At 42.2% G+C, this 14,324-nt stretch carries 16 protein-coding genes; 2 read left to right on the top strand and 14 right to left on the bottom strand.

Going from position 1 to position 14,324, the window contains the following annotated elements; genetic code table 11:
- Nucleotides 1–111: 111 nt before the first annotated feature.
- From GBI16_RS13155 to GBI16_RS13135, 5 genes are all read right to left on the bottom strand, one after another.
- A complete protein-coding gene (locus GBI16_RS13155; protein ID WP_086208292.1) occupies nt 112–516 on the bottom strand; it encodes a DUF3106 domain-containing protein in 405 nt (134 codons plus the stop codon).
- A complete protein-coding gene (locus GBI16_RS13150; protein ID WP_004693889.1) occupies nt 506–823 on the bottom strand; it encodes a hypothetical protein in 318 nt (105 codons plus the stop codon). The genes GBI16_RS13155 and GBI16_RS13150 overlap by 11 nt, the downstream gene beginning before the upstream one ends.
- Complete coding sequence (locus tag GBI16_RS13145) at nt 820–1,434, bottom strand: RNA polymerase sigma factor (protein WP_086208291.1); 615 nt, start codon at nt 1,432–1,434, stop codon at nt 820–822. The genes GBI16_RS13150 and GBI16_RS13145 overlap by 4 nt, the downstream gene beginning before the upstream one ends.
- A 161-nt stretch (nt 1,435–1,595) precedes the next feature.
- A complete protein-coding gene (locus GBI16_RS13140; RefSeq protein ID WP_086208290.1) occupies nt 1,596–2,372 on the bottom strand; it encodes an RNA methyltransferase in 777 nt (258 codons plus the stop codon).
- A 52-nt stretch (nt 2,373–2,424) separates the two neighbouring features.
- Nucleotides 2,425–3,399 (bottom strand): class 1 fructose-bisphosphatase, encoded by a 975-nt coding sequence (locus GBI16_RS13135; protein ID WP_151707210.1) that lies wholly within the window; start codon nt 3,397–3,399, stop codon nt 2,425–2,427.
- Nucleotides 3,400–3,580: 181 nt separating this feature from the next.
- Here GBI16_RS13135 and GBI16_RS13130 point away from each other — a divergent pair, with 181 nt between their 5' ends.
- Nucleotides 3,581–3,781, top strand: coding sequence for an NF038105 family protein (locus GBI16_RS13130; protein ID WP_086208288.1), 201 nt, complete (start codon nt 3,581–3,583; stop codon nt 3,779–3,781).
- A 57-nt stretch (nt 3,782–3,838) separates the two neighbouring features.
- On the opposite strand, the gene pal is transcribed toward GBI16_RS13130, so the two are convergent.
- From pal to ybgC, 6 genes are all read right to left on the bottom strand, one after another.
- Nucleotides 3,839–4,408: a peptidoglycan-associated lipoprotein Pal gene (gene pal, locus GBI16_RS13125; RefSeq protein ID WP_110974577.1), complete on the bottom strand. Its 570-nt coding sequence runs from the start codon at nt 4,406–4,408 to the stop codon at nt 3,839–3,841.
- A 48-nt stretch (nt 4,409–4,456) separates the two neighbouring features.
- Entirely contained in the window at nt 4,457–5,740 is a 1,284-nt protein-coding gene (gene tolB, locus GBI16_RS13120) for a Tol-Pal system beta propeller repeat protein TolB (protein WP_171264424.1), read from the bottom strand.
- A 326-nt stretch (nt 5,741–6,066) separates the two neighbouring features.
- On the bottom strand, nt 6,067–7,374 hold the full coding sequence (gene tolA / locus GBI16_RS13115; protein WP_086208285.1) for a cell envelope integrity protein TolA: 1,308 nt from the start codon (nt 7,372–7,374) through the stop codon (nt 6,067–6,069).
- 3 nt (nt 7,375–7,377) lie between these two features.
- On the bottom strand, nt 7,378–7,830 hold the full coding sequence (gene tolR / locus GBI16_RS13110) for a protein TolR (RefSeq protein WP_086208284.1): 453 nt from the start codon (nt 7,828–7,830) through the stop codon (nt 7,378–7,380).
- Complete coding sequence (gene tolQ, locus GBI16_RS13105) at nt 7,830–8,528, bottom strand: protein TolQ (protein ID WP_086208283.1); 699 nt, start codon at nt 8,526–8,528, stop codon at nt 7,830–7,832. Before tolQ ends, tolR begins: the two co-directional genes overlap by 1 nt.
- A 26-nt stretch (nt 8,529–8,554) precedes the next feature.
- The gene (ybgC, locus tag GBI16_RS13100; RefSeq protein WP_086208282.1) at nt 8,555–8,962 is read right to left on the bottom strand and encodes a tol-pal system-associated acyl-CoA thioesterase; all 408 of its coding nucleotides are present in this window, start codon (nt 8,960–8,962) and stop codon (nt 8,555–8,557) included.
- 532 nt (nt 8,963–9,494) lie between these two features.
- On the opposite strand from ybgC, the gene GBI16_RS13095 reads away from it, so the two are divergent.
- Nucleotides 9,495–10,499 carry a sensor domain-containing diguanylate cyclase gene (locus GBI16_RS13095; protein WP_086208281.1) on the top strand — a complete coding sequence of 335 codons (1,005 nt, stop codon included), beginning with the start codon at nt 9,495–9,497 and terminating at the stop codon, nt 10,497–10,499.
- Between the two features lie 172 nt (nt 10,500–10,671).
- Here the strand turns inward: GBI16_RS13095 and ruvB are convergent, their stop codons facing one another.
- From ruvB to GBI16_RS13080, 3 genes are all read right to left on the bottom strand, one after another.
- Nucleotides 10,672–11,679 carry a Holliday junction branch migration DNA helicase RuvB gene (gene ruvB / locus GBI16_RS13090; RefSeq protein WP_086208280.1) on the bottom strand — a complete coding sequence of 336 codons (1,008 nt, stop codon included), beginning with the start codon at nt 11,677–11,679 and terminating at the stop codon, nt 10,672–10,674.
- Nucleotides 11,680–11,926: 247 nt separating this feature from the next.
- The gene (ruvA, locus tag GBI16_RS13085) at nt 11,927–12,529 is read right to left on the bottom strand and encodes a Holliday junction branch migration protein RuvA (RefSeq protein WP_086208279.1); all 603 of its coding nucleotides are present in this window, start codon (nt 12,527–12,529) and stop codon (nt 11,927–11,929) included.
- 126 nt (nt 12,530–12,655) lie between these two features.
- A complete protein-coding gene (locus tag GBI16_RS13080; RefSeq protein WP_086208278.1) occupies nt 12,656–13,996 on the bottom strand; it encodes a deoxyguanosinetriphosphate triphosphohydrolase in 1,341 nt (446 codons plus the stop codon).
- Nucleotides 13,997–14,324: the final 328 nt, after the last annotated feature.

Genomic DNA, 14,324 nt, shown 5'->3' with positions numbered 1-14,324 from the left:
CATTGGTGTGGTTAAGACAACGCCGTAAAATTTAGAATTAAAATAAAAAATGCCTCAATTGAGGCATTTTTTATGAACTTGAGAGCAGTAGGTCATAAGTTTTGACTGAACTTAATGTGTGCTGTTATGGTTATTGATGTATTTATTAATATATTCATTACGAATGTTTACACGTTCATTTGCATCAGCTTTTTGCATGCGAATGCCTAAATCACGTCGCTCTTGGGTGCTCATCTGTTGCCATGTATCACGCATTTTCTGCTTTTCTTGCTCAGGTAGCTGAGTGAACCAATCCATACGTTGTTGAAGTGCGGCACTTTGCGCATCTGGGAGTTCTTTGAGGGACTGGTAGCGTTGAATTAACGCACGCTGTTCTTCTTCAGATAGCGATTCCCACGTTTCAGATACTTGCGTATCCGCATCTTTGGAAAAAATCCAAAAACGTTCAAAACCTGCAAAACTGGTTTGTAAAAAACCCAGTGTACAAAGCGCAAAAGCGACACGTTTAGCTGCCATGTGGAACGGTGTCCTCACCTAAAACCAATAACATTTCTAAATCTTCAACCATCTGTGGTGAAAGTTTAGGAGTCGAAACTACTTGGTTGTGTGGTTTTTCATCGAGAGTTACAGAGTTTGGAAGAACCACGAAACCTGCAATAGCCGCAGCTAAAGCAAAACCAGACATTTTCCAAAGGCCATAACGTGAGGACTTTTGATCTTGAATATCATCAAGAACATGTTGCATGACCACGGGTTTATTTTTGTGGTGCTGCGCGAGTCCATCAAGTTTGGAGGTTACTTGCTTTAAGAAATCATCTTTCATTCGGATGATCCTCCTAGATGTGGATTCAAATGTGCGAGAGCTTGGCGTAAGCCTTGAATCGCACGATGGTAATGCGTTTTAACACTGCCTTCAGAGCAATTCATGATTTGTGCAGTAGTTGCAGTATCAAAACCTTCCCATGCACGTAACATAAATGCTTGCTGTTGACGAACTGGAAGGCTCGCAATGGCTTCTTGAATTTCATCAGCAGTAACAGCTTGACTTAAAAAGTCTGAAGGATTTAGCGCTCTTTCATCAACCACATCATTGACTTCAAGATCGTCATCATCAAGACTGACTTTTTTGAAGAAAGAAAAGGGTTGTGCTCGACGTGCTTCTTTACGACGCCAATCCTGTAATTTGTTGGTTAAAATGGTATAGAACAGGGGATACCATTCTTCCGTAGAACGATCTGCATAAGACTTATGCAGAGAAATAAAGGCTTCTTGCACCAAATCCATGGCAATGCCATGTTGGTTTTGTGTTGCACTTTCCATCATCACTAATGCACGACCAGTCACTTCTTGCATAAAGCTTTTCAGGCGAGACTCAGCGGTACTCTTAAGAATACTCGAATCTTGCGCTTTAGACTGTTTGGGTGCTAAATCCATAGAGATGGAAAATCCTGTCATTGGATACCCACCATTATTTCCTCGATCATGTGCCTATAACGTTGGAAATAATGGTTTGGTTGACAACACAACTAATTATTTTTTCTAGTGTAATCTATTTTTTCAGCTGAACCGACTTTAATTAATATAACTTAACGATTTTAAAGTCGCTGTCGTACCATTTCAAAGAAACAAATTGAACCTGCAATTGCCACATTAAGAGACTCTTGACCACCTGGTTGTGGAATGCTAACTGCTTGAGCATGGGCCAAAGCAAAATCAGAAACACCTTGACCTTCGTTACCTAAGATCCAGACACAAGCTTGGGTTAAATCTTTTTGATACAGGCTTTCAGCTTGATGTGAGCTGGTGACATACACTGGAATTTCAAAGCGCTCGAGTACATCTTCGATGGCAACATTTTCATAGGTGTTGAGCGAGAAATGCGCTCCCATACCAGCGCGTAATACACGTGGCGACCAAAGTGATGCTGAGCCTTTGGTGCAGATCACTTGTTTAATCCCTGCAGCAGCTGCGGAGCGGAGGAGTGTACCGACATTACCTGGATCTTGAATATTTTCCAAAATCAGGGTGTCTAAGCTAAAGTCTACGCTTTGGCTTGAACTCGGTAAGTCTACAACTGCCAAGAAGGGCAAAGTGGTACCCAGTGTGCTTAAGTCTCGATACAGGCTTTCAGCAATGACAAAAACAGCACCTTCATATTCATCTAAAATATCGCAAATATCAGGGTGTTCGAGTGCATTTTCAGTGGTGAAAATAGAATTGAGTTTCTTCTTTTTTTCAACCCAAGCTAAGCCTAAGTGTGTCCCTTCAAGCACGGTTTGACCTTGCTTTTTACGGTAACTACTTTGTTCGATTAAACCACGCAGATGTTTAATCTTTGGGTTGTCTTTTGATTCAAGAAAAACGATTGACATGAGGGAGACTCGTGCGCATAACGCGTTAGATGGTTATGCGCATTTTAAAAAATTAGTTGTGGTAGCCAGTCACAAGATCGACTTCGTTTTTAGAACCAATAATCACAGGGACACGTTGGTGTAGGTCTGTTGGTTGAATGTCTAAAATACGAACGCGACCCGTTGTAGATGCACCGCCAGCCTGTTCAATTAACATACTCATTGGGTTTGCTTCATACATTAAACGCAGGCGACCTGCTTTTGTCGGATCTTTGAGGTCGTATGGGTACATGAAAATACCACTACGGCAAAGAATACGGTGAATGTCGCCAACCATACATGCAACCCAACGCATGTTGAAGTCTTTCTCACGCGGACCTGTTTTACCTGCAAGCAGTTCATCAATATAACGTTTTACTGGATTCTCCCAGTGACGTTGATTGGATGAGTTAATTGCATATTCTTTGGTATCTGCTGCTACTTGAATATTTTCAGAAGTGAGCAAGAATTGTTGAGTTTCAGGATCGAAAGTGAAAAACACAGTACCTGCACCGACTGTTAACGCTAACATGGTGGATGGACCATAGAGCACATAACCCGCAGCAACTTGCTGGTTGCCTGCTTGCATAAAGTCTTCAGCTTGAGTTACTGCATTTTTTGCAGGCAAGATTGAGAAAATAGTACCCACGCACATATTAATGTCGATGTTGCTTGAACCATCAAGAGGGTCAAATAACACTAAATATTTGCCATTTTCTTGAGCTGGGGTGAATTCATCTAATTCTTCAGAAGCTAAACCACCAACCTGTGGGTGTACTTTTAAAGCATCAATTAAATAGTCATTTGAAATCACATCTAATTTTTTTTGTTCTTCACCTTGCACATTTTCATTTTGTGCACTGCCCAAAACTCCTGCTAAGGCACCTTTTTGCAAAGCTTGATCAATGATCTGGCAAGTGTTAGCAATTGTGCTAATCACTTGAGCCAATTCAGGCGTAAGATTTCCCGTTTGTTGTTCTAAGAATTGGGACAGATTGAGATATGACATAAGGGGGAAGGCTCCACTAAAACTTGAATACATAATAAAATCAACTTTGCGCTATATTTTAGTCGAGAACGAGGCAAAAGAACAATTAAACTCGACTATTTGCTGTGATTTTACCCTTGCAAGTCTCGTGGAAAGTGCTATGTTGATGAAAGGAACATCAGGTAAAAACAGGAGCACAACAATGACTACCCAAAAATTTGATGCGACTCCAACGCCGAGCGAAGGGATTACTCTAGATGACATTTCAGCGGATAGTGTAAAAAAAGCATGGCAAGATTATGAAGCCAAAGCTGAGTACAAAAAGTTCAATAAGCATGACATGATTGAGTCTATGCAACACGCTGAAGAGTCTGACCAAGATCCCAAGCCTGAACAAGTTTAGTCATAAAAAAAGCGCCCACGAAATTGAGCGCTTTTTTTATAGCTGAAGAAACGACTACTATTTTAATAGTGGCGGTACAGCTTCGTAGTTAATTTCTACGCGACGGTTTTCTTTCCATGCATTTTCATCATGACCGGCATTGATAGGCATTTCTTTACCATAGCTAACGGCTTCAAGTTGGTTTGGACTTACACCTGTAGTGATTAAGAAACTCTCAACAGCTTTAGCACGACGTTCGCCTAATGCCATGTTGTACTCACGTGTACCGCGTTCATCGGTATGGCCTGTTAACGCTACGCGAGAGTTTGCATTAGCCATGAGGAACTGAGCATGTGCTTGCAAAGTTTGATAGTCTTCATTACTGAGTTCGCTACTATCGTAGTCAAAGTGAACAACACGTTTTGCTAAAAATGCTTTGTTTGCTTCAGTCACACCTTTTGCTGATGCACCTGCAAGATTTTGTGCATTTAATGCAGCATCTTCACTTAGACCTTGTGTGTTGACTGTGGTGGCACCATTTGGATTTTGACCCGCCTCAATTGTTGCTGCTGGTTTACGACTTGCACAACCAGTCATAACTAGAGCAGTTGCTAAAATCGGAAGGGCTAAAAGTTTGATTGATTTCATTCTTCATCTCCATGAAAACTGATGATTACTAAAAAAGACAGTTAAAAATTATTTAGGCGCCCAAGCTGGTTCGCGTACTTCACCTTGTTCGCTTGGAAGGTTCATACGGAAGCGTCCATCCAATGACATGATCGAGAGCAAACCACGTGAGCCTTCACGTGTGGCATAGACCACCATTTGTCCGTTTGGCGAAAAACTTGGTGATTCATCCAAACTGGTTGGCGTTAAAATATTGGTGACACTTGAGTTTAGGTCTTGAATCGCGACTTTATAGTTACTGCCACTTGGACGGTGTACTAGTGCCAGTTTTTTGCCATCGGCACTGAGTGTGCCACGTGCATTGAATGCGCCACGGAAAGTTAGGCGTTTATAGTTACTGCTGTCGAAGTCGTAACGATAAATCTGCGCAGAGCCACCACGGTCAGACGTGAAAATAAACGATTTGCCATCAGGAGCATAACGCGCTTCAGTATCAATCGCGCTGTCATTGGTCATACGTTGTAACTGACGGGTTTCTAAGTTCATTTGGTAGATTTCAGGGTTGCCATGCATAGATGCTGTAAACAACATGCTCTTACCATCTGGTGAGAAACTTGGCGCACCATTAAGACCACGGAAGCTGGCAAGTTTTTCTCGTGTACCTGTAGAAAGGTCTTGAACGTAAATTGCGGGGCGTTTAGTTTCAAATGACACATAGGCAATTTTCTTGGCATCTGGAGTCCAAGCTGGCGATAAAATTGGATCACGTGACGTTAAGATCGTCCGAGGTTGCTCACCATCGGTATCGGCAATTTGAAGTGTGTAGCGTTGTTCTGGCGTAGCTGGATTACGTAGTACATAAGCAATCCGTCCGCTAAAGTCACCAGGAATACCTGTAAGTGCTTGATAGATAGCATCACTAATCATGTGTGCGGCAGAGCGCACACGGGATGCTGGAACGGTTAATAATTCATTTAAAAGGTATTGTTGTTTCTGGACATCATAAAGTTGGTACTGGACTTCGAAACCGCCATTTGCAGCAGGCTTAACTGTACCAGTCACCACATACGGTACACCAGCTGCCTGCCAGTTAGCTGCATTAGGTGTATTCATACTGGCTGTCGCGGGTAGATTTTTTGAGGAACTGGTGAATTTTCCTGAGCGATTTAAATCCGTTTCAATAATAGGATAAAGACTGCTGTCATTGCTAAATGGCACGATTGCAATTTTCGGTGCTTCTTCAGGTGCTTTTGCAATTTCTAAATGAAGCTGGGCATGTGCTTGAGTCACTAAGACTGGGCTAAAAGCAGTTAAAATAGCTAGGCTAAGAAGGTGTTTACGCGTCATTTCCATCATTCGTTATTTACTCAAACAAACGTCTTTTATTGTGGATTTAATTGTTCTACATAATGGCATGATTTTCTAATATTGAAAGCATGAAATTATGATTGATCTGTTATAACACTGTGAAAAGTGAGTACGAATTAAGTGGTTTAAGCGTAAATAGGAAAAGGAATCACCCGATCAAGGTCATAGATGTGCGGAAACGGTTATGGAATAGCTGAAACATCAAATAATTTTGATGTATAAAGTTGACGTACTTTTAGGTCATAGAACGCTACAAAAACTTCATATTGTGCTCAAAATAAATATCCCCTGATTTTGTTCAGGGGATATTTTTATTTTGCAGTAAATGATGAAGTAAAACTTTGAGCTTGTCTGCGCGCCTCTGGGTCTGATGGCATAGGGTAGGGTGCAGCAGAACGAACCGCGGCTTCAACACTGGCTTTCATGTCTGGGTCGCTAGAACTCACAATGACGGACCGCACAGTACCATTATCTGATAGCGTCACACGTGCTGTCGCTGTTTTCCCACTTGAGCCGGCAGGGGTATCCCATGCACGCTTAATTTTATTTTCAAAGTCTCGTTTTGCCGTGGACGCAATTTGTTTGGCCTCAGCTTTCTTTTGTGCAGCTTCTTCGGCTGCCTGTTTGGCAGATGAAGCACGTGCTGCTTCAGCCGCACGCTCTTTTGCTTCGGCATCGGCTTTACGTTTTGCATCAGCGGCAGCCTTGGCTTTTTCTGCATCTGCTTTGGCTTTTGCATCAGCATTTGCCTTAGCTTTATCCGCATCGGCCTTACGTTTCGCATCAGCGTCGGCTTTGGTTTTCGCTGCATCTGCTTTAGCTTTAGCATCGGCATTTGCCTTGGCTTTATCGGCATCTGCTTTAGCCTTCGCATCAGCGGCGACTTTTGCTTTGTCTGCATCGGCTTTACGTTTTGCATCAGCGGCAGCCTTGGCTTTATCTGCATCCGCTTTGGCCTTTGCATCCGCCGTAGCTTTAGCTTTATTGGCATCAGTAATTTGTTGCTGCTTTTTAGCGAGATCAGCTTTCTTCTGTGCTTCAAGCTTCGCTTTTTGTACAGCTTCCGCTTTTTTCAATGCTTCTAAGTTTGCTCGGTGTTTTGCATCTGCTTCGGCTTTTGTGGCAGCATCCAGTTTGGCTCTTTCAGCAGCTTTCGCTTGTTCGGCAGCTCGGGCTTCGGCACGCTCTTGCTGTGCTTTAAGTTTTTCAGCTTCAGCCTTCGCACGTGCCTCTAACTGCTTTTGCATTTCTGCTTTACGCGCTGCTGCTTCAGCGGCTTTGGCATCCGCAGCTGCTTTTTGAGTATCGACCTTTGGCACAACGGGTGTTATAGGTGGTGTGGTTGGAATAACAGGTGCAGGCTCTACAGTGGGGGGAGCCGTTTGTGTGATTTCTTTGGCTACATTTTCATGTGCTGTTTCAGTAAACTCTGTTTCTTCAAGTGTAACAGGCTTTAAGTCCTCGGGTTTAATCAGAACAGTCTTGATTTGCTTCGGTGGCTCAGGTGGTTTACTCATACCAAGATAAAGTAAGCCAACAACAGCAATCACATGGATACCAAAGGTAAATCCAAGCGCGATGGCTTTTTGTTTAAAAGGTGGCTTTTTAAAATCTTTCATAAATTACTTTAATGGCTCTGTGAGTAATCCAACTTGGGTGAGACCCGCTTCTTGTAGACTGTTCATAAGTGACATGACTTCGCCATAAGAGCGAGACTGTTCACCTTCTACAACAACAGTTAAAGTTTTGTTTTCAGCCTGAGCTTGTTGTTGTGCTTCACTTAAAATAGACGTCAATTCAGATAAAGCCAAAGGTTCAGTTGAACTATGCGTTTTATATTTAAGAAAATAGCGACCTTCTTTATCTAAGCTGACCATTGCAGGTGCATCTTTTGATTCAATAGGATTGCCATTGGCTTGTGGCAGATCGACATTGATGCCACTGGTAATCATGGGTGCAGTCACCATGAAGATGACTAATAATACGAGCATGACGTCAATATATGGGACGACGTTCATCTCACTTTTTAGTGGTTTTTTAATGCGCTCGAAGCGTCCTGAACGTTGAATTGCCATTAGTCATGTTCCTTAGTTTCACCCAAAGACTGACGTTGTAATAACGCAACCATTTCTTCTGCAAATAAAGCACGATCGGAGTAAACCGTTTCGCCTTTTCCTGTGTAATGGTTAAATGCCAATACTGCGGGAATAGCAGCAAATAAACCAATCGCTGTAGCAATGAGTGCTTCAGCAATACCTGGTGCAACTGTTGCAAGGGTGACTTGATCTACGTCAGCTAAACCAATGAACGCATTCATGATGCCCCACACGGTACCAAATAAACCAACATAAGGGGCAACAGAACCAATGCTGGCCAAAGCACCTAAGCCTTGTTCAAGTTGGCTTTGGTCACGACTTAGCCCTACACGTAAAATACGTTCTGTACCTTCAATGGTTTGTGCTGGTGCAGCATTGCGTTTTTTTAGTTTTAAAAACTCCCCCAAACCTTGATAGAAAATGTCCTCAAGGCCGACACGTTTGGAGTTAAGTTGCGCATTGTTATATAGCGTATTCAGCTCAGCACCCGACCAAAAAATTTTTTGGAAATGCTCATCGTCTGCCTGTGCTTTTTTATAACTCATGTGTAACTTGGCAATCAGATACCAGCTAAACAGCGAGGCCAAAAGTAAAGCCAGCATTATCAGTTGTACGACAGGGCTTGCTTGTAAAATTAGATCTGAAACTTGAAGAGATGATTCGAGTTGAGTTGCCATAGTTACTACATGTGCCAATAATTTTTTTAGTCTTGTCCTAATTCCTTCAGAATCAGGTTACGAATTTCATCTGGCAGGCGACGTGGTTTCATTTCTGAACTGATACATGCCAATTCGACTTCGCCAGATGCAAGCATGATTTCACCACGATAAATATTTTGTTGCAACACAAATGACGTCGCCTTACACGAAACAACACTTGCTGTAACAGTAATTAAATCATCCATTAAAATTGGACGTGAATATTTCACATTAATTTTGTGTACTACAAAATTATAGTCTTTTTGGTGCCAGTAATGGTCTACACCCGCAGCACGTAGCCATTCGGTACGGGTACGTTCCATAAAGCGAATATGATTGGCGTGGTAAACAATGCCACCTGCATCGGTATCTTCAATATAGACACGAATGTTGAATTCGAATTTATTCGCCATGAGGGTATTCCGTTTTATTCAGTTTATGAATTGATTTTAGGTTCCTTGACGCTTTTATATTCAAGTATACAGCCTTAAAATTTAGATACGTCAAGTGGAGTAACGGCTCGAAGTTTAGCAGTTTGAGATTTCACTCCAATGGCACAAGGTGTCAAATATTAGGGTTCCTGATCATACAACTATTTCACTGTGTAACTATAGGTGGCATTAAGCACATTCTAGTTGAGAAAGTAGCTTTTATTTTTGGTGATGGGGACGTATTTGAATTCTTTAACTCGGCTGTATGCACATATATGTCTTTACCGCTGTGTATAAAGAAGCAGTTGTCTTGGCTGCTTATATTGGTGCAACATACCAAAGGGTATGGGGTCTATTGCTGAAGATTTATCATGATTATCACATGAAGACAGTGATTATCACGTGGTAGTGTCATCTGTATTTGATCGCGTATCGCTTGAAAATATTCAGTTTATGCGATGCAAATTGTATAATTTTTTTAAATAATCCAAAAATGTAAGTGTTTATAGATGTTATGAGCAACGCCAACCAACCTACACCATCGCAACTTATGTCCGTGATTCAGACGCAAACGTCTATCGCAAAACTTGGTTTGGATCTCAACGCAGTCATGACATTGGTTGCTGAACAAGCACAGCAAATCACCAATGCAAAAGGTGCTGTAGTCGAGCTTGATGAAAATGGCGATATGGTGTATCGCGCTGTATCTGGTGGAGCAGCCCACTTACTTGGGCTACGGCTTCATAAGCTCAATAGTTTGTCTGGCTTATGTGTAGAACAAAACACGACTTTGTATTGTACCGATAGTGAAAATGATTCGCGTGTGGATCGTGAAGCATGCCGACGAGTCGGGCTGAGGTCAATGGCTGTAGTACCGTTAACTCATTGTGGTGAAGCGGTGGGCGTGCTAAAAATTTACTCTGAAGATGTAGAAGCATTTCAAGAAAGTGATTTGCAACTCTTGAGCTTGATGTCAGAGTTAATTGCCGCAGCAATGTACCACGCCACCAAGTTTGGTGCGCAGGAGTTATATAAACTTGCGACTCAAGACCACCTGACGGGTTTATCCAATCGTGCATTATTTTTAGATTATTTAAGACAAGGCGTGCTACAGGCCAAGAAACACGGAAAGCATATTGGTGTTTTGATGATTGATATGGATGGATTAAAAACGATCAATGATCAATTTGGTCACCGTATGGGAGATGTCGCGTTAAAAGAAATTGCACATCGCATCAAAAACAATATAAGACAAGAGGATTTAGTTGCACGCCTTGGCGGTGACGAGTTTGCAGTAATACTCAGCAGTGTTGCGAATAGAGATTTAGCTACATCAGCGATGAATCGAATTGCTGAAGCGTGTGGGCTGCCTTTCCGCTTTGAACAATTAGATTTAAAAATAGGGGCGAGTGTCGGACTTGCAATCTACCCCGAGGATGCTTTGGAAATTGATCCTTTAATTGAGTTCGCGGATCAACAAATGTACCTGCAAAAAAAGCAACGTAAAAACATGCAATAAGTTGCTTCTCATCGTAAATTAAAAAGCGCTTAGGCTTAGTTAAGATTTTGATAATATGCTAATTTTTAGCTTTGGCGTATAGTTCTTACTGTCAAATACAGAACAGCGAATGTAGTGGCCCTATTTAGCTAGCAGCTCAGTTCGCTGTTCTTTTTAAGATGACATCATGTTTTTATTTGTCTTTGGGTTCAGGCGGGGTCAGTCCAAACTGTAAATATGCCATATTGGTGGTGATACGCCCCCGAGCGGTGCGCATCACATAACCTTGCTGGATCAAATACGGTTCAATCACATCTTCAAGCGTACCTGAGTCTTCAGCCATTGCTGCTGCTAAAGCTTCTACGCCCGCAGGCCCACCATCAAAACGCTCAAGTAACATACTCAAATAACGACGGTCTAAAGTATCTAAACCGTCTTTGTCGACATTGAGCATATCGAGTGCACGTTGCGCCATATCTTGTGTCACTTCACCTGTACCTTTGACTTGCGCATAGTCACGGACTCGACGTAGTAAACGGTTGGCGATACGCGGTGTACCACGAGAACGACGTGCAATTTCTGCTGAACCTTCTCGCGTAATCGGTACATCCATCAAATTGGCTGAACGAGTCACAATATGCGTCAAGTCAGTGACTGAATAGAACTCAAGGCGTTGCACAATACCAAAACGGTCACGTAAAGGAGAGGTGAGGAGCCCTGCACGTGTGGTTGCAGCAACTAAAGTAAAAGGGGGTAAGTCGAGTTTAATGGAACGAGCCGCTGGACCTTCACCAATCATAATATCGAGTTGGTAGTCTTCCATCGCAGGGTACAGAATTTCTTCAATCACGGGGGAAAGACGATGAATTTCATCAATAAATAGCACATCACCTTCTTCAAGGTTGGTCAGCATGGCTGCCAAATCCCCAGCACGTTCTAGTACAGGGCCCGAAGTCGACTTGAGGTTTCCACCCATTTCACGGGCAATAATATTGGCCAGTGTAGTTTTACCCAGTCCCGGTGGACCAAAAATTAAGGTGTGATCAAGGGCTTCACCACGACCACGGGCTGCACCAATAAAGATTTCCATTTGTTCACGAACCACGGGTTGACCGATGTAGTCATCGAGTGAGGTCGGGCGGATTGCGCGGTCGATATGATCTTCGGGTTTTTCGGAACCACCGATGAGACGGTCTTGCATATAGTTAAATCAATCTCTGGCTGAACTTTCGAGGCACAGCCTCAAATTATGATTTGTGTTTAGGTACCATTGTGTAGGCATTGCCTTACTTTTGAAAGATCAAAATGAGGGCTTTTAAATATATTTAAAAGTCCGCAAGTAAATCTTGTGTTGGATTGAGGATATGTCCTTATATCCCAATCCAACATGGCGACATCCATGTCGCCTTCGTGTATCCAATTTAGGTGTATTGGTGTGTCTATTTGAATTATTTATTCATGGATTTGAGAGCAGCACGGATGATGTCGCTCGCCTCAGTAAAATCACCTTTTGCAGCATTGACTAATTTCTGTGCTTCTAGAGGTTTGTACCCTAAAGACTGCAATGCAGCTTCGGCTTCTGCCACGGCAGAGTTGCCTGTGAACTGGATTTGTTCAACGGTTGAATTGCTTGGCGCTGCGCCTGAAGACATCGCTTTAAAGCGATCACGTAGCTCAATCATCAAACGTTCAGCGGTTTTTTTACCCACGCCCGGTACTTTAACCAGAGTATTGATATCTTCATGTTCAACAGTATGAATGAGCATATCGACACTGAGTGTGGACAGAATACCTAAAGCCATTTTAGGGCCGACACCGTTGACCTTTAATAGCGTGCGAAAAATGATTTTTTCTTGTTGATGTAGAAAACCATAGAGCAGTTGAGCGTCCTCGCGAACGGCAAGGTGCGTCCATAAGGTAATTTTCTGCCCTTTTTGTAGTTGGCAGAAGGTCGTCAGTGGTGTATCAATTTCATAACCGACACCATTTACATTTAAAAGTACGGTGGGTGCTTCTAGTGCGAAGACTTCACCAATAAGACATCCGATCATGTTGTGTGATTCACTTTTTTATCAATGGTTGCATAGTAGTGAGCATTGCGCAGAAAGGCAAAAGACTCACGAAAAATTGAGTTGAGATTGATGGCTTTATCATCAAATTGGATGCTGATGAGAGGTTTAAATCAATCCTGCTTTATTACCTTGTAATTCCTGAGACAAGTTATAGGCTTGGTGGTCTGAAAACTTAGAAATAATATCTAAGACCTGCATGATATTTTCATAATGGTTACTGCCAAAGTGTGCACCAGAACGACATAAAATAGCCATTAAGCGCTGCTCTTTAAAACTTAAGGTTTTATGCGGTGTAGTGAGCGGAATAAAGGCATCTAAAATATTTTGCAAACTTTGATGAGCAATAATTTCCAAACCAGCTTTTTGCGGGTGTTCAAATATTTTATCGCGGGCTAAATCCTTCGCACGGTTAATGCCTAACTCAATATCAGCAGCACAGTATTGCAATAAGCTGCCAGCCAGTTGTCCACTTAAAATTTCAAAATGATGCTTGGCAAAAGCTGATGTGACTTCTTCAACCAGACGTTTCATCACCCGTCCGCGTAACGCTGCAATTTTTTGCTGCCACGTGGTATCTGGCATAGAGAGTTCTACTGGCGCACTATATTCACCAAGCAAGCTTAAAAAAATCGGTTCAACTTCTTCATAAGACAACATGTTTAAAATGATGCCATCTTCAAGGTCAATCAGGGCGTAGCAAATATCATCTGCTGCTTCAAGTAAATAAGTCAGTGGATGGCGACAATAATGATATTCACCCAGTTGAATCAGTCCGAGTTGCTCTGCGATTTGTTGCAGGATTTCTTTTTCTGCTTGATAGCAGCCAAATTTGGCACGTTTACTGGCTGGGGTATCGCCTTGTGATTCGATGGTTTTCGATAGCCACGGATATTTTAAGTAAGCTCCCAATGTTGCATAGGTTAGACGCATGCCACCATCATTAGGATGATAGTCAATTTTAGTCAGTAGACGCAGACCTTGGGCATTGCCTTCAAACTGACGCACATCAGCTTGTTCCTCTGCGGAAAGTTTCTCCAAAAAGTTGCCGTGTGATGCATCATCAAACCATTCACGAATGGCATATTCACCTGCATGACCAAACGGTGGGTTCCCAATATCATGTGCTAAACAAGCCGCTTGAATAATGGCTCCAACATCGGCAGGGGAAATCCACATTGGTAGTTCGTCTTTGATTTTTTCCGCTGCGAGCATGCCGAGAGAGCGCCCAATGCAGGAGACTTCGAGTGAATGGGTTAAACGAGTATGAATGCCATCGTGTTGAGTTAGTGGATGGACTTGGGTTTTTCGGTTCAGTTGGCGAAAACTTTGGGAAAAAATAATTCGGTCATAATCTTTGTGAAATGGGCTGCGTGCCAATTCTGTGTTTTGTTTTTTACTTCCAATACGAACTGTTGAGAGCAGTTCTAACCAACGCATTTGCATCATTTATCGTTATTCAGTGAGTTATTGGCTTCATCATGCCAAAAAAGTGTGACGAGCTCTAGAGGGCTGCGACATAAGTTGTCTTTTAATTTACGCAGTATGAAGTTTTCATCAATAGAACATCTTAAAGCAGTCTTGTTTGTTCTCAAGGAGGCTATCAACTTCTTTATTTGTAGCCTGAGTATCAATTGAAAATGGTTTTTAGAACCCAACAAAAGCCCAAAAGTCGGGCATCTTTGAAATTTATCCCTTAAAACATTTGTTACTAATCATGTTTGATTTTTAAAGTCAAAGTAAATTGATCTTTTAAAACAAAGAAATCTCACTTTTT

The organism is Acinetobacter sp. TUM15064 (assembly GCF_008980265.1).
Lineage (GTDB): Bacteria > Pseudomonadota > Gammaproteobacteria > Pseudomonadales > Moraxellaceae > Acinetobacter.
The sequence above is the reverse complement of the archived record's forward strand: the minus strand, read 5'-3'. Positions and strand labels throughout refer to the sequence as shown.